Consider the following 21,656-nt stretch of genomic DNA (forward strand, 5'->3'; position numbering starts at 1 on the left):
CGCCGGTGACGCCCGAGATCGACGAGTGCTTCGACCTGCTCAAGAAGGAGCACGGTCCCGACTCGATCGCCCGCGTCGAGGAGATGCTCGAGCCGCGGCGGCGTGCCGACATCCGGCACCCGTTGCAGCAGGAGGCGAAGTGGATCCTGCCCGGCATTCCCCAGGTGCCGTGGCACGACCCCTACGCGTACCCGGACCTGCTGCCCTTCGTGACCACGCTGGAGCAGGCGCATCCGCTGATCAAGGCGGAGCACGAGCAGGCCTGGGCGGCCCGGCGGCCGAGCTTCTCCGACTACCAGCATTACAAGGTGCGCCAGGAGGACTGGCAGGCGCTATATCTCTACCGGGACGGTGCTCTGGTCACCGGTTCGGCGGCGGTCGCGCCGACCGCCTACCGGGTGGTGGAGGAGCACGCGGTACGAACCGGGATCATCTGCCCGCTGCTGGAGTCGCACTTCTCCACCCTGCTGCCGGGTGCCAGCATCGCTCCGCACTGCGATCTGTGGAACTTCAGCATCAATCTGCACCTGGCCATCGATATCCCGGAGGGCGCCGCGATCCGAGTCGCCGACGAGACCCGCAACTGGGACGAGGGGCGCTGCCTGCTGTTCGACTACTCGTTCGAGCACGAGGCGTGGAACCACGGCGACCGTACCCGGACGTGTCTGCTGGTCGACCTGTGGCATCCCGACACCACCCTTCCGGAGCGGGCCGCTCTGACCACGCTGATGACCGAGATCCAGAAGATGATGGCGACTTAGGCGTGGACATCGATCTCGCGGATCCCGCCTTCTTCGCCGAGCAGGACTTCGTCGCCTACTTCCGCCGACTGCGAGAAGAGTCGCCGCTGCACTGGAACCCGGACGGCAAGGAACCCGGCTTCTGGTCGCTGACCCGATACGACGACTGCGCTCGTGTGCAGAAGGATCCGGTGACGTTCAGCTCCGAGGTCACCAACACGCTCGGGCAGCACCGGTGGACCGGCGACCACGGGGCCGGGCGGATGCTCACGCACACCGACGGGCGGCGACACACCGAGCTGCGCGGAATCGTCGGCCGCGCGTTCACGCCACGGGCCATCTCGGCGCTGGAGCCGTACCTGCGCTCAGTGGTCCAGGACACCTTCGAGCAGGCTCTGGAGCAGCGGCAGGTGGACTTCGTCGAGACGATGGCGATGCTGCCGGTCGCCTCGATCGCGGCGCTGCTCGGGGTACCCCGCGCCGACTGGCTGATGGTCCTCAAGCTCACCACCGCCGCGTTCGGCGCCGCCGACCGCGAGCTGGGCATGTCGCGCGACGCCCGGGTCGCCGCCGCGGCGGCCCACACCCAGCTCCTGCTCTACTGCCAGGACCTGATGGAGGACCGGCGTCGTCAGCCACGTGAGGACATCGCGACGCGGCTCGTCCAGGCGCAGGAGGACGGCCGCCTCACCGAGGAGGAGGCGATGCTCTTCTTCGACTTGCTCCTCCTCGGTGGTAACGAGACCACCCGGCACGGCGCGGTGGGCGCGCTGCTGGCCCTGATCGCGCACCCGGAGCAGTGGGCAACGCTGCGCCGGGAGCCGGCGTTGCTGGACAGCGCGGTCCAGGAAGTTCTCCGGCACGTGTCGCCCAGCCGCCACGTGCTGCGCAGCGTCACCACGGACATCGAGCTGTACGGGCAGACGATACGCGCCGGCGAGCAGATCGTGATCTGGCATTCGTCGGCCAATCGGGACGCCGCGGCGTTCGACCGGCCCGATGAATTCCGGCTCGACCGTGATCCCAACCCACACTTGGGACTGGGCTCGGGCACCCATTACTGCGTCGGCGCCTCGCTCGCCACGCTCGAACTCCGGCTGACGCTCGAAGCCCTCTCGGCGATGGTCGGCTCGGCACGCGTACTGGAGCCCCCGGTTCCTCTCGCGTCTACGGTTATCAATGGATTCAAGCAAGCGATGGTGGAGCTGACGCCCTCATGATCGATCAGGCAACCGACACCGGCGCGGTGCCGGAGACAAAGCGGCGTGCGCTTCTGCGCAACCGCAACTTCATGCTGCTCTGGGGCGCCCAGACGGCCGGCGAGGTCGGCTCGCAGATCACCACCATCGCGATCCCCCTGCTGGCGCTCGGGGTGCTGGACGCCAGCGTGTTCGAGGTATCGCTGCTCACCGCCCTGGCATGGTTCCCCTATCTCGTGTTCTCCCTGCCCGCCGGGATCCTGGTCGACCGCTTCGACCCCCGCCGCCTCATGATCGGCTGCGATGTCGGCCGTCTGTCGCTGCTGGCGGTCATTCCCATCGCGTTCCAACTCAACGTGCTGAGCATCGGCCTGCTCGGCGCCCTCGCCTTCCTGTCCGGCCTGCTGACCGTGCTGTTCAACGTCTGCTATCAGACGTACCTGCCGCGGGTCGTCCCCGAGGACCAGCTGGTCGACGGCAACGGCAAGATCGCATTGAGCACCGAGGTCGCCGAGCTGGTGGGGCCGTCGACCAGTGGCCTGCTCGTCAGCCTCGTCGGCGCGGCCCGCACCTTCCTGGCCAGCGGCCTGGCTTATCTGCTCAGCGCCGTCGCCCTGCTTATGATGCGCGGCAGCGCACCGCGGGCGGTCGAGGACGAGGACGAGGACGACGCCCCGCTGCGGGTGCAGATCATGGGCGGGCTGAAGTTCATCCGCAACCACCGGATCCTGCGCAGCATCCTGGCCACTGACACGACCTCGAACTTCTTCGTGATGGCGTCCGGCGCCCTTGAGGTGACCTTCCTGGTCCGGGAGCTGGACCTGTCGTCCAAGGCGGTCGGCCTGGTTTTCACGATCAGCGCACTGGGTGGCATCACCGCGGGACTTCTCGCGGGACGGCTGTCGGCCTGGATCGGCGATGCCCGCATCATCTGGGTGGCCATGCTCGTGCCCGGCCCTCTCTATTTCCTGATGCCGTTCTCCCAGCCCGGTCCGTTAGGGCTGGTCACCTTCGGCCTGGGCCTGGCCGCGTTCTCGGCGAACGTCGTGCTCTACAACACCGCGGCGACCTCCTTCCAGCAGCGGATCACTCCGGAGCGGCTGCTGGGCCGAGTCAATGCGACAAGCATGTGGGTGTCCCTCGGTGTGGTGCCGATCGGCGCGCTCACCGGCGGCTGGCTCGGCACCCAGTTCGGGCTGCGGACCGCCTTGTTGATCTGCGTCGTCGGTACTTGGAGCGCGGCGCTGTGGGTCTTCTTCTCGCCCTTGCGGCGCATGCGTGACGCATCCGAGGCGATGGAGCCGGAGACGGCATGACTCTGCTGGACTGGTTCCGGCGCAGCACCGAGGCATACCCGGACGAGGTAGCTCTCGTCGCCGGCGGGGCGGAGTTCACCTATCGACATCTGGACGCGTGGAGCGCGACGATGGCCAGTGCGCTGGAACGCCGAGGCGCCGGCGGGCGCCCGGTCGGGCTGCCAGCGGTACGTGAGCCCTGGGTGTACGCCGCCTACCTCGCGATCCTGCGGTGTGGCCTGCCGGTGGTCCCGTTCGACCCGGCCCGGCCGTCCGCACACGTACAGCGGGCCCTCGGGCTCGCCGACGTCGGCGTGGTGCTCGACGACGGCACCTCGCTGCCCTCCGGGCCAGACGGTGTGCCGCAGGCGGACGGACCGGACGTATCCGACAACGACGTCGCGTACATCCTGTTCACGTCCGGCTCCACCGGGACGCCCAAGGGCATCCCGATCCGTCACCGGCACACCGAGGCGTTCCTGCGGCACAGCATCGATCACCACGCCGCCGGTCCCGGCGCTCGGCTGTCGCAGACCTTCGGCCTGACCTTCGACCCGTCGGTGTTCGATCTGTTCGTGGCGTGGGGAAGCGGGGCCACGCTGGTCGTGCCGGACCGGGCGCAGCTCCTCGACCCGGTGCGGTTCGTCAACGACCAGCGAATCACTCACTGGTACTCGGTTCCGTCCCTCGTGTCGGTGGCTCACCGCACCGGCAACCTGCTGCCCGGCAGCATGCCGGCGCTGGTCCGCAGCCTGTTCGCCGGTGAACAGCTCACCCTCGCCCAGGCCGCCCTGTGGGCGGATGCGGCACCGGCCTCGACGGTTGAGAACCACTATGGGCCGACCGAGCTGACGGTCACCGTGACCGGCTACCGGCTGCCCGCCGATCGGGAACGCTGGCCGAGTACCTCGAACGGCACGGTGCCCATAGGGCCGGTCTATCCGCATCTGAGCCACCGGATCGATCCGGACACCGGGGAGCTTTCGGTAGGCGGGCCGCAGCGGTTTGACGGCTACCTTGATCCGGCCGACAACACCGGCCGATTCGAACCACCGGCCGAGCTGCCGGTCCCGGCGGAACACCGGTACCGCACCGGGGACCGGGTCGCGATCGAGGACGGCGTGCTGGTCCACCTGGGACGCCTGGACAACCAGGTCAAGATCGCCGGTCAGCGGGTCGAACTGGGCGAGATCGAGGCGGCCGTACGGGAGCACTGCGGCTTCGCCGAGGTCGTGGTCGTCCCCGGCCAGGTGCTGACCGCCGTGTACGCGGGCGAGCCGGCCAGTCCGGCGCAACTCCGCGGCCGACTACGGGCCCACCTGCCTGCTCACATGATCCCGAAGCGGTTCGTCGCGTGCGTACGGCTGCCGCTCAACGCCAACGGAAAGATCGATCGCGGCGCCTGCGCCGCGATGTGACCTCGCCTGTCCCTCAACCTCAACCGAAGGAACCGTGAACCGATGGTGAACCCGTTCGACGACGACACACTCACGTTTCTGGTGCTCGCCAACGACGACAACCAGCACTCGCTCTGGCCGAGCCGGCATGCGGTTCCAGCCGGTTGGCGCGTCGTCCACGACGAAGACACCCGCGAGAACAGCCTCGCCTGGATCGAGACGCACTGGCATGACCTGCGCCCCGCCGGAGCCGCCAAGTGACCGCGGCGACCGAGACGATCTTCGTCCGCGACGGCGTCACCGCGCGGGACCAGCGCGTCTTCGTCACCAAGATGGTTTTCGCCGGAGTCCTGCTCGGTCTCGGCGTGTTCCTGGCGACCCGTGACGGGGTGCTGCCCATCGTGCTGGGCGTCTTCCTGATCGGCGCGACCTACACCCATATGGTCGAGCTTCAGCACCAGTGCCTGCACCACTCGGCCATGCTGCACCCCGCCGACCATCGGCGGTTCGGCTTTCCGCTCGGTGCGCTGATGCTCGTATCGTTCAGCCACTATCGGGTACGCCACCTGCAGCACCACCGCTACCTCGGCACCGACCAGGACACCGAGTTCTTCGGGTTCGACACCCGGCAGCCGCTCACCCCGGGCGCCCTGTTCCGTGGTCTGTTCGACTACATGCGCCTGGTGCACGCGGTCGCCGACATGGTGCGCTGCTGGCGCGGTACCTGGCGGTACACCGACGGGCAGATCTCCGAGCGGATGCACCGACATGTGATCACCGAGTACCGCGTCCTGTCCGTCCTGGTGCTGGCGGCCGGTGCGATCGCCGCGGCCGGGCACTGGCGGCTCGTGCTCCTGCTCTGGGTGGTCCCGCTGCTGCTGGTCGCCACCCCGCTGCACTTCCTGGTGGAGCTGCCCGAGCACATCGGCTGCGACAACGACAGCCAGGACGTGCTACGCAACACCCGGTCGATCACCGGCAGCCGGCTGTCGAACTGGTACACCAACGGCAACAACTTGCACATAGAGCACCACGCGGCGATGGCCGTTCCGATCAACCGGCTGCCCGAGCGGCACGCCGCCGTGCTGGCGGCGGCCGCCTACACCAATCGCACGTACTGGGAGTTCTACCGTGGGGTGCTCGCTCAGGTCGTTCGCGGCGGGCGGGGCACGGCATGAACGACGTACGCGATCGCCTCGCGCCGATGTTCGCCGAGGTGCTCCTGCTGGACGAGGTGGGTCCCGACGACAGCTTCTTCGACCTGGACGGCGACTCGCTGGCCGCGGTGGAGCTGATCCGGGCGATCGCTGGGCAATTCGGCGTCACCGTGCCGATCGGCGACTTCTTCGCGGCCCCCACCGTTAACGGGGTGGCCGCACTGCTCGACACGGCCGATCCGGAGAAGAGCATTGGCGACATCCCCCGGCCGGATCCCGTTCCGCTGTCGCCGTCCCAGGAGGGCATCTGGGTCACCGGGATGCTCACCGGGTGGGCCGGGCAGTACAACCTGCCGGTGGTGGTGGGCGCGGCGGAGGGCGTGCACCTGCCGACTCTGGAGGACGCGGTCCGGGACGTGATGCGGCGGCACGAGATCCTGCGCACCCGCTTCCCGGAGCACGACGGTGTTCCGTACCAGGACATCCTCGATGTCGATGCCGCATTCCCCGGTATCCGGCGCACCACCCGGACCGTCGCCGAGGTCTCCGGCGAGGATTTCGACGTGACCAGCGAGGCGCCGCTGCGAGTGGTGCTCGCCGACGACGGCCTGGTTCTGCTGGTGCATCACCTGGCCGCGGACGGACCCGCGCTCGTCACCCTGATGCGCGATCTCGATCTCGCCTACGGGGCACGCCGGCGCGGCACCCCGCCGGAGTGGCCCGGTCCGGCCACGCAGTACGCCGACTTCGCGGTGTGGCAGCAGCGCTCGCTGGAACGCCGTGGCGACGCGGCAACCAGCTACTGGCGGGAACGGCTGCGCGGTGCGCCGCTGGAGATCCTCCTGCCTTCGGCGCGGCCTCGGCCGTCGCTGCCGGGCGGAGGTGCCGCCACCGTGCCGCTCCGCCTGGCACCCACCCTGCGCGAGCAGACCGTGGCACTCGCCGGTGCCGCCGGCGTGACTCCGTTCCTGGTCCTGCAGACGGCTTTCGCGGCAGCGCTGGCCGAGGCCGGTGCCGGGACCGACATCGTGATTGGCACACCGTTCTCCGGGCGTACCCATCCGGATCTTGAAGAGGCGATCGGCCTGTTCGTCAACCTGGTGGCGTTGCGTACCGACCTTTCGGGGCAGCCCAGCTTCCGGGATTTGCTCGCCCAGGTGCGCGCGGCGGACCCGTTCCGGCACGCGGACGTCCCGTTCGGGAAGGTGGTCGAGGCGGTCGCCCCGCGCCGTCGCTCCACGGTGCCGCCGGTGGTGCAGGTGTCCCTGTCGCTCGACGGCGGTGGGGTTACCCGGCTCGCGTTGCCAGAGATCGGCGAACGGGCCGATCTGTCACCGCTGAGGTCCGCCAAGTTCGACCTTGGCCTGGTCCTGGACAGTGACCAGGCCGGCGGCTTTACCGGGTGGATCGAGTACGCGACGGAACTCTATGACGCGGCGGCGGTCGAGGATCTGCGGGACCGCTTCGCAGCCCGCCTCGAGAACAGCCTCACCGACCCGGACGCCCCCATCCCGGCTGGATCCTGACGCTGCCACTCGCGCGGTGTCCGGCCTTCGCCGCCGGGCACCGCGCGAGGCGTCACGCAGATCCGTCACGCAGATCCGTCACCGGTCAGCTGACCGGCGCGCGCCAGCCGGATCAGGTAGGCATCCAAGAGTTCATCACCGACCGGCGTGGGCGTCAGGCCGGCCTCGGCCAGCACAGCCGACGTTGCGCTGCAGTCGTGACTGTGCGCCACCGTTACCTCGTCGTCCCCGGCCGTCTCCAAGTACCAGGACACCGCCTTGACCGGTCCGTCCGGCCCGGCGGCGTCCCGAATCCGGTTGCGCCACTCGCCGAACGGCACTTCGTCGATCCGGTGCCCCAGACGCCGGGCCCGGTCGAGGACCTGCCCCAGGCTGGTCGGCGCGGTGCCCACCAGGTGGTAGCACTCGCCCGCCGGAACGGCGGCGAGAGCCAGATGGACGATGGCGGCCGCAACGTCGTTCACCGGGATCAGCGCATCAGCGGGCACGGGTCCGTCCTTGGGCGCCACACCGATGTGGATACACGCCTGCACGAATTGCCAAAATGCGTCGTTGCGCGGCCCCGCCCCCGTCTCGGTGCTACCGCTGATACGGCCGGGACGATGGATGGCGACCGGCACACCGCGGGCGCCGGCCGCCTCGACGAGGCGCTCGGCGACCCACTTGGTCCGCTCATAGCCACCGAAACCGACCAGCTCGGCAGGCGTCCGGGTGTGCTCGGTCACCGTCTTGCCGGGCGACGCGGGAACGAGAGTGTCGATCGTGGACACGTAGTGCACCGACTTGACGCGGACGGCGGCGGCCAGACGCAGCACCTCGACCGTGCCCTCCACGTTGGCCGACCGCAGCGCGGCGTAGTCACGCAGGAAGCTTACCGTGGCTCCGTTGTGCACGATCGTGCCCACTTCGGCGGCGAGCTGGTCGTACCGCTGCGGTGCGAGACCGAATTGTGGTCGCGCCAGGTCGCCGGCGCGCGCGACCACCCGCTCCATTCCATCATCCAGCAGCGCGAATTCCGCCATCGCGGAACGCAGACGCGCCGCGGCTGCCTCGTCCGACTCGGCGCGTACCAGGCAGTAGATCCGCGCGTCGCTGGTGTCGAGCAGTCGGCGCAGCAGGAAGGCGCCGAGGAAGCCGGTCGGGCCGGTGAGCAGAATGTCACCACCGGGACCGGCGGGTCGGGCGCCGGACGGGTCGATGTCAGCCGGGAGTACCGCGTCGCGGCGCATGCCCGGCAGCACATCACGAACGGAGACTCCCGCGCCTGCGGCGAGCAGTGCGGGTGTCGGCGCTGCGAAGACCACGGCCGGGGTCAGGTCGACACCGGTTCGCTGCTGGATCGCGCGGATCAGCCGGAGCACCAGCAGCGAGTGGCCGCCGAGATCGAAGAAGTCGTCCTCCGGTCCCACCTCCGGTAACGCCAGCACCTCGGCAAAGGCATCGCACAGCGCCCGCTCCCGGTCGTTGCGGGGCTCCCGCCCAGCCGAACTGCCCGGGGCAGGGGCGGGCAACGCGGCCCGGTCGAGCTTGCCGTTGGGGGTGAGTGGCAGAGCGGGCAGCGGCATCAGCGACGACGGGATCAGGGCTGCGGGCAGCTCGCCGGCCAGCGCACCGCGCACCTCGCCGGCGGTGGCCGGCCCGGTCCAGTAGGCGGCCAGCGACGGCGAACCGGCCACCGGCGCCACGACGACGGCAGCGGCGTTGACGCCCGGGATCGAGCGCAGCGCATGCTCGATCTCGCCCAGCTCGATCCGGCGGCCCCGGATCTTGACCTGGTGGTCGCTGCGGCCACAGAACTCGAGCTGGCCGTCGGACCGCCGGCGGACCACGTCGCCCGTGCGGTACATGCGGCTGCCCTGGCGGGGGTCGAACGGGTCGGCCACGAAGGTCGTCGCGGTACGCCGCGGGTCGCCCAGGTACCCCTTTCCCACGACGACTCCGCCGACGTAGAGCTCCCCGGGCACGCCCAGCAGCGCGGGCCGCAGAGTCTCGTCGAGGACGTACAGCCGGCTGCCCCGGGTCGCCCGGCCGATCGGGGTGCGCGGTCCGTGCACCGGGTCCTCCGACCGGATCACCGCGTGGGCGACGTCGTCGGAGCACTCCGTCGGGCCGTACATGTTGACCAGCGGGATGTCCGGATAACGCTCGGCCCATCGCCGGCACGTCGACGGCGGCAGCGCCTCGCCGGTGACCGCCAGCCTGCGCAACGCGAGCTGGGGAAGGGGATGACCGGCCTCCCAGTCGTCCAGCGCAGCATCGAGAAGGCTGGGCACCACCTGAAGCATGGTCCAGCGTTCCCGGGCGGCCAGGTCGAACAGCGCCATCGGAGCGCGGGCCACGTCGTCGGGAACCGGGCGTACGGTGCCGCCGAACAGCAGCGGCGTCATCGTCTGCCAGACGGAGATGTCGAAGGTAAGCGGCGCGGTCGAGGCCATCAGCTCCGGCCCGGTGATCGACAGGGCCTCCGCCTCGCCGAGCATATTGTTGATCATGCCGTCGGCGCGGACTAGCGCGCCCTTGGGCCGGCCGGTCGACCCCGAGGTGAAGATAACGTACGCGGTGTCGTCGGCTCGCTCCTCGTTTGCGCCCGGCGCTCCGCCGTCACGCCCGATGGTGAGTGGCTCGGGGAGGCCTGCGGCAGCCGCTAGCTCCAGGCCCGTCTCCCGGGTAGCCGGAACGGTGAGCAGCAGGCCAGCGCCGGTCTGCTCAAGCAGCTCCCGGTTCCGGCGTACCGGCGCGGCCGGATCGAGGGGCAGATAGACGCCGCCGACCTCACGGATCGCCAGCAGGGCGGTCACCACCTCGGCGCCGCGGACCGCCAGTGACGGCACGATCGTGCCGCGACCGGCGCCGGCGGCGCGGAGCCGCGCGGCGAGGTGACTCGCACGGGCCACGAGACCGGCGTAGGTCACCGCCTCGTCGTCGGTGACGATCGCTGCGCTGTCAGGCTGCCCGGCGGCGACCTCTCGGACCCGTCGCACCAGACCCGCATCGATGTCGGGATGGGCGGCACGGTGCGGTAGACCGTCGAAGTCGTCGCCGCTCAACGGCAGGTGACCGACGCGGACGCCGGGGTCGCGAGCCACGACGCCCAGGGCCTCGACAGTCCACCGGCCGAGCCGGAGGACGAAATCCCGGTCGTACGCCGTGTTGTCGTAACTGAGCTGCAAGACCGGACCGGTGCCGGGCCGCTCGCTGAAGTCCCAGCTGAGATCCAGCTTGGCCCCCGACAGGGGCATCCGGACCGGGGTTACCTCCAAGCCGGGCAGGCCTGGGACACCATCATCCGCGCGGTGGTACTCGACGCTGAGCTGGAACAGCGGGTGGCGGCTGCCGCGGGCCGGGTTCACCGCCGAGACGATCCAGTCGAACGGGATCTCCTGGTTGGCGTACGCGGTCAGGGCTGCCTGCCGCACCTCGTCGAGCAGACCGGTGAACGGCTGCGCGACGTCCACCCGAGTACGGATCAGCAGCGGGTTGTTGAAGAAGCCGACGACTTCCTCGAGGGCCTCGTCATGACGTCCGGCGACCACCGTGCCCAGCGGGAGGTCCTGACCGGCGCCGATCCGGGAGAGCACCGCGGCGACGACAGCATGCACCAGCATGTACGGTGTGGCCCGCTCGCGCCGGGCCAGCTCGCTCAGGGCCGCCCAGTCCGGGCCGGGCACCTCGAACCACGTGTCGTGCCGATCGTCCACGGCATCCGGGGCGACGGCGTCTCGTGGAATGTCGATCTCATGGGGCATCCCGTCCAGCACCGTCCGCCAGTGCTCGAGCATCCGGTCGCTGTACGCGGTCGGCGCGTCCTGCTCACCGAGCAGCTCGCGCTGCCAGGCGGCGTACTCTGCATAGGTGACCGCCGGGGCCGGCCGATCTAGCCGGCCCAGCCGGTGGGCCTCGGCGAGGTCGCGCAGCAGGATGGTGTCGGACTGCCCGTCGGTGGCGACGTGGTGCAGTAGCAATAGCAGCACATGCTCGTCCGGCCCGGAACGCACCAGATGCGCCTGGAACGGCACCTCGGCGGTCAGGTCGAACGGCGTGCGGGCTAGTTCCGCCACGTCGGTGCCGTCCGGGTGCCGCCGCAGCACGGGGCAGCGGGGGTCACCGACCGGCAGCACTTGCTGCCCGAGGTCGCTGAGCAGTGTCCGCAGCACCGCATGCCGCTCGACCACGGCAGCGACCGCCCCGGCCAGGACGGTCTCGTCCAGCCGGCCACGTAGCCGGAAGGCGAGTGGGACGTGGAACGCAGTATCGGCCGGATCGGCACGGTGCAGAAACCAGAGGCGCCGCTGAGCCGCGGAGAGCGGGTCAGTCAAGACCGATCGCATCCATGTACTTTTCGGCCTCGCCCGGCGCGGGGAGCACCTCGGTGGTACGGGCGTAGACGCCCTGCACTCGGAACATGAGCTGGTGATCGATCAGGTAGCGCCGCATGGCGACGTGGTCGACAGCGCTGCCCTCGCACCAGCGTTCGAGTACGACGTTCACTGCCTTCTCGTCGTACGTGCTCCCCGCCTCGAACGACTGCTCGACGATGTGTGCGAGAACGGCGTGCCGCCGGGAGCGTTTCGACGGAAGGCTGGACAGGCGGCCGTCCTGGACGAAGCGGTCGATGTCTTCCTGGGCGGCCGGGGCGGCCTCGGCCCGCAGGAGGTCGCGCAGCTTCTCGTAGTCGACGCGAAGGGCGCCGGCTTCGCCGGTGAGCAGTCCGAGCGATTCCAGGCGGGCGGTCGCGGCCAGTACGCCACGGACGTCCACTCCGGACCGAGCGCCGATCTCGTCCCTGTCGGAGGCCCCGAGCACCACGGCTGCCAGCACTCGGAATCGCTGTGGATCGGCGAGGGCTTTGATCACGTCGGTTGCTTCCACCGGGCGATCATATGTTATCCGGTCGGTGATTCCGAGCGCTGCGGCTGCCCGCTCGGAATCACTGTGGATGGTCAAGAACTCGATCACACCGGTCGCTTCGACCCGCAACCACCGACGGACCGACATCGACGCGAAACCCACCACTCGTACGCCTCAGGGATTCAGAACTAGGCTTGGATCATGACCGCTCACCGGCGCTCGAGCCCGCCCGGAAGCAATCCGGCGCTGTCCGGGAAGTTCGAATTCGGCTGGCCCGACTTCCACGAAGAGTCACTCCGCGCGATGCACACCGAGCCTCGCTGGCTCTCCGACTGCCTGGAGGAGGCGGACGGAGGCATGTTGCTCGGCGCGCTCCAGGTGTCATGGCCGCGTCGCGCCGGAATCCCTCGCGGTCTTCTCGGTGATCGCGTCCGGGCCGCGGTACCTGGCCCGTCCGAGCGCGTCCTTGTGGTCGGCAGCACGACGCGATATGTGGGTGGCGCACTGGTCCGGGAACGTACCGACCCGTGGGCGTCGTCGGCGGTCCTGCGCACACTCGCTCGGCGAGCCGGCGATCTAGCGGCGGAACAGAAGGCGACGCTGGTGGCGCTAGCCGTGCCGCACGGCCAGGTACCGATCCTGCAGCAGGCCTGGCCGACGGCCCGCTGCGCACCGTGCGACCTGTGGGCCACCATCGATCTCGCCGGAGCAACTACCCCGGCCGCCTTCGTCGCCACTCTTCCCCGGGAGGTCCGCTACAACTGGCGCCGGGACCGGGCCCGATTCGACGCGAGTGGCCTGACGCTGGACCGGGAGGCGTGCAGTGACGAACTGCTCGACGAAGCGGCGGGCCTCGTCGCGGACGTGGCCCGCCGCAACGGCGTCGACGACGATCCGATGCTGGTGCGCTGGCGGCTGGACCAGTGGTGCCGGCATTCCGCCGGCCGTGTCCTCTGCCTCACCGTGCGCGACGGGAAGGAACTGATCGGCGTGTGCTTCGTGCGGGTCACCGGCGACCTGGTCGACGCCTTCGAGGTCGGCCTGCACGCGGAACATCCGGCACGCCACACTGTGTATGCCACCATTGTGTTCCGCGCGACGGTGGAGTTGGCGACGGAGTGTGGTGTGGATCGCGTCGAGCTGGGCATCGGCCACCCCGAGACCAAGGCCCACCGGGGCGCCTCGCTGACCCGACTGTGGAACGTGGTCACAGGCTACCCCCGATGAGCCTTCACGGGTAACGGCCTGTGACCCTGCGTAGCGCATGTCCGCCAGACGGTTCGGTCGTGCTCGATGTGGAGGATGACCAGGGCTGCGGCGGCGGTGCCGATATTCCGGGCGCAGAGGCCGACGTGCGCATGGCTTCGAAGGTCCCGGTGTTGGGGCCGTGCGGCCGGGATCACGAGCAGACACATGCGATACCGACTCAGCCTGGAGATCCGCGTACGTCGATCATAAGGTGTACCGATGACGGACCGGACGAAGTGCTACCTTCACGGACTAGGTACCTGGATAGTCTCCGATGCGGCCAGCGCTCGGGCCGCGCTCGCAGATCCGAGGCTGTCCTCCCAGGTGTTGCAGACCAGCTTCCACCTGCCCGCCGCAGCCCGCGAGGAATATGCCGATCTGTTGAATATCCTCGGCCGCTGGTTCGTCATGCGCGACGGCACAGAACATCGGTCGGCCCGTAGCCGGGTCGGTAGCCTCTTCGCCCCCGCCCGATTAAGGAAGATCCACGGTGCCCTCGAAGACGTCATCCGGAAGTCAGTCGAGGAGTACGTGCTCGGCGGTGGGGGGGATGCCGTACGCGGTGTAGCCAACGTGGTCTCGGCCCGGACGATTGCTCTCCTGGTCGGGTTGCCGAACACGGATGTGTCCGAACTGCACCGGTGGGCCCGCGCGATTGCAGACTTCGTTGCCGCCTCCTATCGAGCGAACCTTGCCAAGGCGGCACAGGAAGCGATGCGCGAAATAGGTGAGGCCCTTGCTGGCTCAGTCACTGCACGAGATGTCTGGCAGCAGGCAGCAGACAATGACGAGGAGCGGCTGGCTACTTGTTCAATGCTTCTGTTCGGTGGTCTGGAGACGACTTCCTCGCTGATCGGAATGTCCATCTGGTACGCATTGCAGAACGGCTTGCTGCCACGGCTGGTGAAATTGGACGAGGCCGAGGACGTGGTTGAGCGGACCCTGAGTTTTCGGCCGCCGCTCGGCCATGTGGCGCGGGCCGCGGCTACCGATCTGGAAGTGGACGGTTGTCTTATCCCCGCCGGAGATCCAGTCTTGGTCTCGCTCACGGGAGTCGATCCGATGACTGTTACCTCGCCGCCGCATCTCGCGCCGGCACACGTAGTCACCGACCGGCGAATCGGGCACCTGGCTTTTGGCTTCGGCGCACACTATTGCATCGGGGCTGCCCTCACCCGGTTGGAAGCTTCGCTGACACTCAGACAGCTTGCGCTGAGCTGTCCCGAAGCCAAGCTGGGCCCATTCTCATGGAGCAAGAACCGCACCTATCGGGGCCTGAGCGAACTGACGCTCCGGGTATCCCCCCCGATCGTACGAGAAACTGCGTGAACGGAAGCCAAGCTCGCAGCGCGTGAGGAATGGGACGGTGCGGGTGAGGATAATACTGTCCGCGCTGGTCCGGCCGCATGTTCGTATTCGTGGAGGACTCCGCCGAGTCGGTCGTGGCGGCGGATGCGGAGCCGCCCGAGGGCCGCAGGTTTCGGTGATCGGGTCGGGCAGTCCAATGGCATGTGAGGTGAGGCGGTGCCAGGATACCTGCTGATCCGGACCGGGCTGCGGCACGGGGACGTCGGCTTGCGCGTCGAACTACATGCGGCCGAGCCAGTCTGGACGATGGCTGGGAGGACGTCGTCGAGGTGTCGTTCCTCGGCCGTGCCCGGTCTGTTGGTGAGAGGGCCGGACGACGTTGCTCCAGAGCCGTCACGCTACCCCTGGGGGACTACCGGGTCCGTTCTGTGGCGTCGGTATGCAGGACGGGTTCGACGACGAGTCCCATGATGGTGAGCCTCCCTTGGACCAGTACCTTCTGGCCAGTTCCGGCGGGGAAGGACCGCATTGTTCGGACCGGTACGTAGCGCCGTCGCCGCGCGCCACCACCGCACGTACCGGTAGAGCCAGCCCTGGCCAACAGCCTCAACGCCTGGTTGACGAGACGTATGTAGAACTCGGCCCCGTCGAGGAGCCGCTGGCGGTAACTCTTTGTAGTGGTCGGCGAGTAGGCGTAGGGGTGATGTGCTGTGAAGAACGGATAGATGTACGGACCCCTGCGATTGGGGTCAGGGACGTGGGTTCGGCGGAGAAAGATGTCGTCGGCTTACGCCCATCGTTCGCCGCTCTCATCATGTGAGACCCGAAGATTCGCGGACCAAACAGTGATGGATAGTTGCAAAACGGGTAACCTTGTCCGGTGACCGCAAGTCCCTGACCTCAAGCGATTGCGGCGCTAACTACGGATCAGAAGGTTAGGGGTTCGAGTCCCTTCGGGCGCACTTCACGATCAAGGCCGTGACCAGCGGAAACGCCGGTTGCGGCCTTGATCGCTTCCCAGCATGTGTCGTGATCGTCCGCGATGTGGACGTCTGGTGCTCCGCTGGTGCTCCTCTGTTTCGGCGGGGATGTTTCCCGTTCTATGCCACAACTGTCAGTAACGGCCTGCTGGTGTGCGGCGGGTCCGGGCGAGCTGTTCGGTTGGGGGCCGTGATGCGGGCGTGCGGTGCGGGGTCGACCCTTCCGAGTTGTCCGCGTGGCGAGCGTGGGTTGGAAAGGGGGACCTACGGCTGGGCACGTTTCGTTATGTGGCGCGGCCCGCTGGCTGACCCGATCGTGTTCGAGGTCAGTCTCTGCGTAGGGCCTGTGCGATCTGCCGTGCCGCCTTGGGAGCGCCGACCGTCACGACCACAGCAGCCGCGGTGATGGCGACACCGCCGATCACCATCATCTTGTTGGATAGCTTGTCGGAGAGCGAGCTGAGCAGGTTCCTGCTCTCGGTGTCCTTCGCACCTTCCATCTGCAGAAGCCGCATCAGCAGGTCGAGCACGTACCGCTGCTGCTCCCATTCCAGGTCTTGCGCGAGCACGACCCGGAAGATGTCCCGGGTGTCCTGGCAGGCGCGGTGGAACCACTCCTGACTTTGGCTGTTGGCGCCGAGCGTGGCGTGGTGATGCCGTTCTAGGACGTCGAGGGCGTCAGTGGCAAGTTCCCGGAAATTGTCCATCTTCCCGATGCGTCGGCGCACCACGTCGATGTCCGTGTGAGGCATCGTGGACGCGATGTGCAGCAGTTCGTTCCCCTCGTACGTGTCCGCGCCGGGACCGGGGATGGCCACCTCGACTTCCTCTTCGCCCTCGTCGCCCACGCAGCTCCCCCGATCTGACAGACAGCACCGATTCCACAGCAATGCGCGGGCTAGGTGATCCGGCTCCTCGCAGGACAGAGTGTACGTAGAGCAAGCCCGGACACACGACGTGAGACGCGCCCGTAGGGGTGTTGTGTCGGCTATACGGCTCGTTGACCTGTGGGCTGTTTGAGCGGCTGGGCTTGGGTGGCCGGTCAGCTCAGGAGCACGGCATCGTGGAGGATGAGGGCCGACCACGTCGTCGTGCCGGTCGTGCCGTGTTCGGGGTCGATGAGGGGTGATGTCCCGCCACCGGGTTTGGTGGAGATCACATCGAAACCTGGGAGGAACACCAGCGGTCCTTATCTGCGCTGTGCCGCGGTGCTATCCAGCACCGGCGTACCCTCTACTGTGAGATCGGCTGAGGTTGAGCTTGGGGCATTATCGAAAGTGGCCGAGCCGGCCTCCTTCCCGAGCGGCTAGCTGCAGAACCTCGTCAAGCGCATGGCGCACCTCATCGACAGCGCGGCCGGGGTATACGTCTTTCGTCAGGTTCTCGTCGGTGCGTAGCCGGTTCACCATGGGTGCGATCCGGTGCTCGTAGAGCCAGGCGAAGCTGGGGTAGAACTCGTATCTGGTTCGCTCCTGTGGTGTATCGAGCGCTGCGGCGACGCACCACAGCAGGTCCGCCTGACACACCGAATCGATCACCGGATCGCCGGGAGCAGGCGGCGTTCCGAGGGGCAGGTCGTCAACGAGGTCGCCTGGGAGGTCGGGGCGCAGCGCCGGCAACATCGAGATCAACTGTCGGGCGGCTGCTACCAGTCCGCCCCCGACAGGCTCTGTGGCTGTGTTGGTGAGAACGACGTGGCGCCTGGCCGCTTGGACTTGGGCGTGACGCAGCCAGGACACGTAGACGATGGTGTCTCCCGCGGGGCGTAGCGCAAGCTTGCGGATGACCCACCATTGGTCTAGCCGCACGGCGAGCGCTATGACCGCGAGGATCCGGGCGGCGATGGCGAGTCCGCGCTCCGCAGCAGTGTTCGTCAGTGCTTCACCATTGACATACAGCCGGTGGTAGAGGCGAGCCAGCATCGTGACGACATCGTCGACGAGCTGTTGGGTGCTGAGCGTGACCGCGATAGCGGCGACGGCGGTGGCCCGGTCGAGCAGCTGCAGCAGGTCCTCGCCAGCTGCGGCGGCGTCTTGGGTCAGCAGGCCGAGGCCGTCGCGTTGCAGACCAAGCACGAGCAGTCGCAGTGCGGAGGTGTCGTTGCGCCGGATAGCCTCGGTGACCGCGGTATCGAACTGCTCCTGCCCGACCTGCCATGTCAGCGCCGCCACCGGCCCGGACGCCAGAGCCAGCCCTTGGTACTCGCGCCGCAGGACGTCCATCAGGTCTGCGAGCCTGGCACGTTCCTCCTGCCGCACCATGGCCACGTGGGGCGCGATGAGCCCGACCAGATCCGCGGAGCGCCACTTGCGAGTCTTTGTGCCTTCGCGCACGTACACATCTCCACCGCGCAGAACTGTCGTCGGCGTGCCGCCGTCGTTGGCCACGAAGTCCGCCTTGACCACCGGGAACAAACCGTCGCCGCGCCGCCGCAGGCAGACGAGCACCACCGTGCTGCCGTCGACGGTGTGCACACCTGATGAAACCGACACCTGACCTTCGAGGTGTTTAGTCAGCATGTCGTGTAGACGGGACGCGTCGTAGTCGGCGGTCTCGATGAGGGCCCCGCTGGGTGCGCCGACGCCGTCGACACCGATGACCAGGTATCCACCATGTGGGCGGGACAGCATCGCGGCGCAGTCCTTTACGAACTCCAGTCGAGCCTTCGTTCCCTTCGCCAGCGATCGCTCCTGCTTGAAGTCGAGTCCGTCGAACTCGGTCTGCAGCGCGAGCAACTCGTCGAGCCGTTCACGGTCGACTCTCCCGTCAGCAGCGGGTACCGGGTCCATCTACGGTCGTCCTCTACTTCCATTCTCGACTGCCGAGGGTCGAGCCCTTGTTTCTATTCAGGGATCTGGTTTGTGGGGGTGTGGGCACCACTGTGCCCGACGGTGTGGGAGCCGGCGTGGACGGCGGTGGTGATGGCGTCGGGTAGCGGGGCGTGGCGGGCGAGGTCCAAGGCAAGAGAGCCGAGGAAGGCGTCGCCGGCTCCGGTGGTGTCGACGACCGGGACGGCAGGTGCCGGCACGGTGCCGGATCCGTGGGGGTGCGTGAAGGCGGCGCCATTGGGGCCTGCCGTGACGACGACGGTAGGTGGGCCGAGGCGTTGCAGCGCGGCGGCGGATTCGAGCGGGTTGCCGGCGGTGGTGCGCAGGATGGCGGCGGCTTCGTGCTGGTTGACCACGAGGACGTCGAGTTCCGCGAGCAGCCGGGGGTCGAGGCCGGGGTTAGGGACGAGATTGCCAACGAGGATCGGCGCCCGGCGGTGGCTCAGCAGCGTGGTCACGGGTTCGGGTGGTAAGTCGAGCTGCACGATCACGGCTTCCGCGGCGAGGCTGGCGGTGGCGCGGTGGATGTCGTCGGTGGTGAGTTCGGTGGCGGGTGAGAGTGCGAGGGTGATGTAGCTTTCGCCGTCTGGGGTGACCTCGATGATGGCCGCGCCGGTGGTGGCGTCGGGGACGAGCCGGACATGGCGGGTGTCGACACCGGCGTCGGTCAGTGCTGTGGTGATCTGGTATCCCCAGGTGTCTGCGCCGACGTTGGCGATCAGGGCGGCGCGCCCGCCATGGCGGGCGGCGGCGATCGCCTGGTTGAGGCTTTTGCCTCCGGCGTTGGCGGTCAGAGGCGAGCCGACGGCGGTGCGGCCGGGTCGGGCGCGGTGGGGTACATGGACGGTCAGGTCGATGTTGGCCCGGCCGACGAAGACGACATCGACCCTGTTGCCGGCACCGCTGCTGTCGGTCACGAGCTCGCCGCGGAAGCGGCCAGGGCGGCATGCAACTGCTGCACTCCGGGCTCGGTGGCAAACGCCGCGAGCTGGCGGCCTGCGATTGCGACCTCGCGTTGGATGCGTGCCGAGCGGGTGAGGTTGGCCAGGTTGAGCGCGGCGAGGGCGGCGGCAGCGGCCAGCTCGGGTTCATCGGCGGTGGCGTGGGCGACGGCGGTGCGCGCGAGATAGCGGCCCCGTTCCCGTCGGTACGTTTCCGGCCACGCGTCGAGAGCCTCGCCGAAACACCGGACGGCGGCGCCGGGGCGACCCAGCCGAAGCCAGCCCTCGCCCTCCTGCGCGCTGATGTATCCGGTGGTGCAGAACGCGCCGAGCCCACCGCCGTCTGATCCGGTGGTGGCAGCGAGGTGGCGGGCCTCGTCGATGGCGGCCCGGAACGAGCCGGTGTCACCGTCGACCGTGTGCCCGTGGGCGCGTTGCACCGCCGCGAACGCGCGCACCTGCTCCCGGGTGCTGCCGGCGCGTTCGGCGGCACGGGCGAGCCCGAGTACGCGGTCCTGGTCGGTGGCGTCGCTGGCCCGCTGTGCCATGCGGGCGAAAACGTAGGCGGTGAACTCTATGTCGCCGGCTTCTTGGGCCATGGTCAATGCTTGGGCGAGCCACCATTCGCCGGCGTCGCGGTCGCCCATATCGTCGCTGAGCCAGCCGGCGAATTCCGCCCACCGGGCCTCGGTACTCAACAGCGCATCGCGCAGGCTGCCTCGTGCGGCTCGGCGGTAGTCGGCGATGTGGCCGAGCTGTTGGCGGGCCGTGGGGAGGATCGCCGCGGCACCGACCCGGTTGTCGGACTCCACGAGCACCGACCGCAGTACCGCGAAGTGCTCCACGACAGCCGGATCAACCTGCGCCGCCCGTGTCGCCACGACCAGCGGTTCCGCACTCGCCAGAGATGCCACTACACCACCGGGGACCGCCTGTAGGAGCGCCCGGCGGCTGACCTGAACCTGCCGGCATCGCCCGTCTGCCACAGTCGTCACGATATCCGTCTCCCCTGCGGGCTGGCCGTATGCGCCGACTACCAGGGCGGTGCCGGCTGTGGTCAGGGCGGTGGTGAATGCTGCTGTTCCCCTGGCCCGACGGTACTTCTGTTCAACAGCAACGACCTGGTCATACCCGGCGGTGAGAGCGCCGCCGGTGTCGAGAGCCTCGTCGCAGCGTTTCCAGAAGGCCCGGTCTGGACGCTGGCGTCCAACTTCGGTGTTCGCGATCGTGCTGCGGCCGGTGAGGATCCTGGGCGCCAGTGAGTGCTGGGTTTGGCCGGCCGCCTTGCGGTACGCAGCCAACTGCTGGCCAAGCGCGCGCCACGCTCCGCTAACCTCGTTCGGATCTGCCACCGTCGCCTCCCCGGGGCCATCGCGCCTCGGACGGCTGAGTGAGATGACCGAGCGCCGACCAGAGGCGGTCTTCGATGTAAATGGTTACCCTACCGTGCGGTCGTGGCTGCGTAGGTCGTCTACCCGCCGTCGCTGGTAGAGGGTTCCGTCGCGGGCCGTGGCCCGCGGCTCTTTCATGTCGGGGTTTCGGAGCGACGTGTGCGGGCGCGCTTAATCAGCTGGTCGTAGCAGCGGTGGAAGGGTTGTCGGCCTTGCGGGCGCAGTGCAGGCAGCGTCGTGGGCACGCCGATTGTGGTGTGGCGCTGATGAGGCCGCTGGCCTGCAGGATCGTGGTAACCGTCTGCTCGAAGGTGTGGGGTTCGGGGATGATGGTTTCGCCGGGGACGTTGAGCAGGTCCCCGTGCGTGTACCAGCGGCGCATCTCGTCCGGGGTGACGGGGATCGGTTCGTCTCGGTTGAGGTGGCGGCGGATGGTCTCGTCGATGGAGACGTCCAGGTAGAACACGGTGGCCGGACCTGGGTGGTTGTCGAGGAGTTGGTGCAGCACGGTGGCATAGCGTTCGGTGTGCAGGATGCCTTCCAGGATGACGTGGTAGCCCAGGTCGAGGGCGGTGCGGGCGGTCGCGGTGATGAACGTCGGGGCTACCGGGTCGATGTGGGTGCTGTCGTGTTCGCGGAGCAGGGTTCGGCGGAGGTAGTCCTGCTCCAGCAGGGCGGCCCCGCGTCCGTAGCGGCGCCGGACCTCGCGGGCGGCGGTGGTCTTCCCGCTGCCGGAGTTGCCGCGGATGATCACCAGCGTTGGCGCGTTATCGGTGGCGTGCGGTTTGTTCATCCGGT

Annotated in this window: 16 protein-coding genes and 1 pseudogene; 9 read left to right on the forward strand and 8 right to left on the reverse strand. The window is 68.5% G+C overall.

Translation table 11 applies throughout. The features are described from left to right. Positions 1-5 precede the first annotated feature (5 nt). From HCA58_RS07150 to HCA58_RS07180, 7 genes are read left to right on the forward strand one after another with little or no spacing between them, the layout of a single operon-like run. Positions 6-761 (forward strand): aspartyl/asparaginyl beta-hydroxylase domain-containing protein, encoded by a 756-nt coding sequence (locus tag HCA58_RS07150; protein ID WP_169596945.1) that lies wholly within the window; start codon positions 6-8, stop codon positions 759-761. Between the two features lie 2 nt (positions 762-763). Continuing rightward, positions 764-1,960: a cytochrome P450 gene (locus HCA58_RS23990; RefSeq protein WP_169596946.1), complete on the forward strand. Its 1,197-nt coding sequence runs from the start codon at positions 764-766 to the stop codon at positions 1,958-1,960. Next, positions 1,957-3,255 (forward strand): MFS transporter, encoded by a 1,299-nt coding sequence (locus HCA58_RS07160; protein ID WP_169596947.1) that lies wholly within the window; start codon positions 1,957-1,959, stop codon positions 3,253-3,255. The genes HCA58_RS23990 and HCA58_RS07160 overlap by 4 nt, the downstream gene beginning before the upstream one ends. Continuing rightward, positions 3,252-4,652: an AMP-binding protein gene (locus HCA58_RS07165; protein WP_169596948.1), complete on the forward strand. Its 1,401-nt coding sequence runs from the start codon at positions 3,252-3,254 to the stop codon at positions 4,650-4,652. The genes HCA58_RS07160 and HCA58_RS07165 overlap by 4 nt, the downstream gene beginning before the upstream one ends. Before the next feature lie 42 nt (positions 4,653-4,694). After that, entirely contained in the window at positions 4,695-4,892 is a 198-nt protein-coding gene (locus HCA58_RS07170) for an MbtH family protein (protein WP_169596949.1), read from the forward strand. Further along, the gene (locus tag HCA58_RS07175) at positions 4,889-5,809 is read left to right on the forward strand and encodes a fatty acid desaturase (RefSeq protein WP_205807771.1); all 921 of its coding nucleotides are present in this window, start codon (positions 4,889-4,891) and stop codon (positions 5,807-5,809) included. The genes HCA58_RS07170 and HCA58_RS07175 overlap by 4 nt, the downstream gene beginning before the upstream one ends. Continuing rightward, complete coding sequence (locus HCA58_RS07180; RefSeq protein WP_169596950.1) at positions 5,806-7,314, forward strand: condensation domain-containing protein; 1,509 nt, start codon at positions 5,806-5,808, stop codon at positions 7,312-7,314. The genes HCA58_RS07175 and HCA58_RS07180 overlap by 4 nt, the downstream gene beginning before the upstream one ends. 65 nt (positions 7,315-7,379) lie before the next feature. Here the strand turns inward: HCA58_RS07180 and HCA58_RS07185 are convergent, their stop codons facing one another. Both HCA58_RS07185 and HCA58_RS07190 read right to left on the reverse strand, forming a co-directional pair. After that, entirely contained in the window at positions 7,380-11,642 is a 4,263-nt protein-coding gene (locus tag HCA58_RS07185) for a thioester reductase domain-containing protein (RefSeq protein ID WP_169596951.1), read from the reverse strand. After that, entirely contained in the window at positions 11,623-12,183 is a 561-nt protein-coding gene (locus HCA58_RS07190) for a DUF2087 domain-containing protein (RefSeq protein WP_169596952.1), read from the reverse strand. The genes HCA58_RS07185 and HCA58_RS07190 overlap by 20 nt, the downstream gene beginning before the upstream one ends. Positions 12,184-12,363: 180 nt before the next feature. Here HCA58_RS07190 and HCA58_RS23400 point away from each other — a divergent pair, with 180 nt between their 5' ends. Continuing rightward, a complete protein-coding gene (locus HCA58_RS23400; RefSeq protein ID WP_240955586.1) occupies positions 12,364-13,389 on the forward strand; it encodes a GNAT family N-acetyltransferase in 1,026 nt (341 codons plus the stop codon). Positions 13,390-13,629: 240 nt separating this feature from the next. Beyond that, entirely contained in the window at positions 13,630-14,739 is a 1,110-nt protein-coding gene (locus tag HCA58_RS07205) for a cytochrome P450 (RefSeq protein WP_169596953.1), read from the forward strand. A 1,285-nt stretch (positions 14,740-16,024) separates the two neighbouring features. On the opposite strand, the gene HCA58_RS07210 is transcribed toward HCA58_RS07205, so the two are convergent. The 6 genes and pseudogenes from HCA58_RS07210 to HCA58_RS07230 all read right to left on the reverse strand — a co-directional run bounded on the left by HCA58_RS07210 (position 16,025) and on the right by HCA58_RS07230 (position 21,651). Beyond that, positions 16,025-16,546 (reverse strand): hypothetical protein, encoded by a 522-nt coding sequence (locus tag HCA58_RS07210; protein ID WP_018787389.1) that lies wholly within the window; start codon positions 16,544-16,546, stop codon positions 16,025-16,027. A gap of 420 nt (positions 16,547-16,966) precedes the next feature. Continuing rightward, positions 16,967-18,487, reverse strand: coding sequence for an RNA-binding domain-containing protein (locus HCA58_RS07215; RefSeq protein ID WP_169596954.1), 1,521 nt, complete (start codon positions 18,485-18,487; stop codon positions 16,967-16,969). A 53-nt stretch (positions 18,488-18,540) separates the two neighbouring features. Beyond that, positions 18,541-19,443, reverse strand: coding sequence for a PfkB family carbohydrate kinase (locus HCA58_RS07220; RefSeq protein WP_169596955.1), 903 nt, complete (start codon positions 19,441-19,443; stop codon positions 18,541-18,543). Then, positions 19,440-20,348: a hypothetical protein gene (locus HCA58_RS07225; RefSeq protein ID WP_346775899.1), complete on the reverse strand. Its 909-nt coding sequence runs from the start codon at positions 20,346-20,348 to the stop codon at positions 19,440-19,442. The genes HCA58_RS07220 and HCA58_RS07225 overlap by 4 nt, the downstream gene beginning before the upstream one ends. A 264-nt stretch (positions 20,349-20,612) precedes the next feature. After that, a pseudogene (locus HCA58_RS23995) lies at positions 20,613-20,819 on the reverse strand (helix-turn-helix transcriptional regulator); the annotation flags it as partial. Positions 20,820-21,033: 214 nt separating this feature from the next. Beyond that, positions 21,034-21,651, reverse strand: a complete 618-nt coding sequence (locus HCA58_RS07230; protein ID WP_169596957.1) for an AAA family ATPase — start codon at positions 21,649-21,651, stop codon at positions 21,034-21,036. Positions 21,652-21,656 lie beyond the last annotated feature (5 nt).

Origin of the sequence: Micromonospora sp. HNM0581, from assembly GCF_012726175.1 — a bacterium.
Taxonomy (GTDB): Bacteria; Actinomycetota; Actinomycetes; order Mycobacteriales; family Micromonosporaceae; genus Micromonospora.

What these genes read in the sequence shown, in the direction of transcription:
- HCA58_RS07180 (WP_169596950.1), top strand. Translation starts at nt 5,806, where the DNA reads ATGAACGACGTACGCGATCGCCTCGCGCCGATGTTCGCCGAGGTGCTC.
- HCA58_RS07170 (WP_169596949.1), top strand. Translation starts at nt 4,695, where the DNA reads ATGGTGAACCCGTTCGACGACGACACACTCACGTTTCTGGTGCTCGCC.
- HCA58_RS07165 (WP_169596948.1), top strand. Translation starts at nt 3,252, where the DNA reads ATGACTCTGCTGGACTGGTTCCGGCGCAGCACCGAGGCATACCCGGAC.
- HCA58_RS23400 (WP_240955586.1), top strand. Translation starts at nt 12,364, where the DNA reads ATGACCGCTCACCGGCGCTCGAGCCCGCCCGGAAGCAATCCGGCGCTG.
- HCA58_RS07160 (WP_169596947.1), top strand. Translation starts at nt 1,957, where the DNA reads ATGATCGATCAGGCAACCGACACCGGCGCGGTGCCGGAGACAAAGCGG.
- HCA58_RS07230 (WP_169596957.1), bottom strand. Translation starts at nt 21,651, where the DNA reads ATGAACAAACCGCACGCCACCGATAACGCGCCAACGCTGGTGATCATC.
- HCA58_RS07215 (WP_169596954.1), bottom strand. Translation starts at nt 18,487, where the DNA reads ATGGACCCGGTACCCGCTGCTGACGGGAGAGTCGACCGTGAACGGCTC.
- HCA58_RS07185 (WP_169596951.1), bottom strand. Translation starts at nt 11,642, where the DNA reads ATGCGATCGGTCTTGACTGACCCGCTCTCCGCGGCTCAGCGGCGCCTC.
- HCA58_RS07205 (WP_169596953.1), top strand. Translation starts at nt 13,630, where the DNA reads ATGACGGACCGGACGAAGTGCTACCTTCACGGACTAGGTACCTGGATA.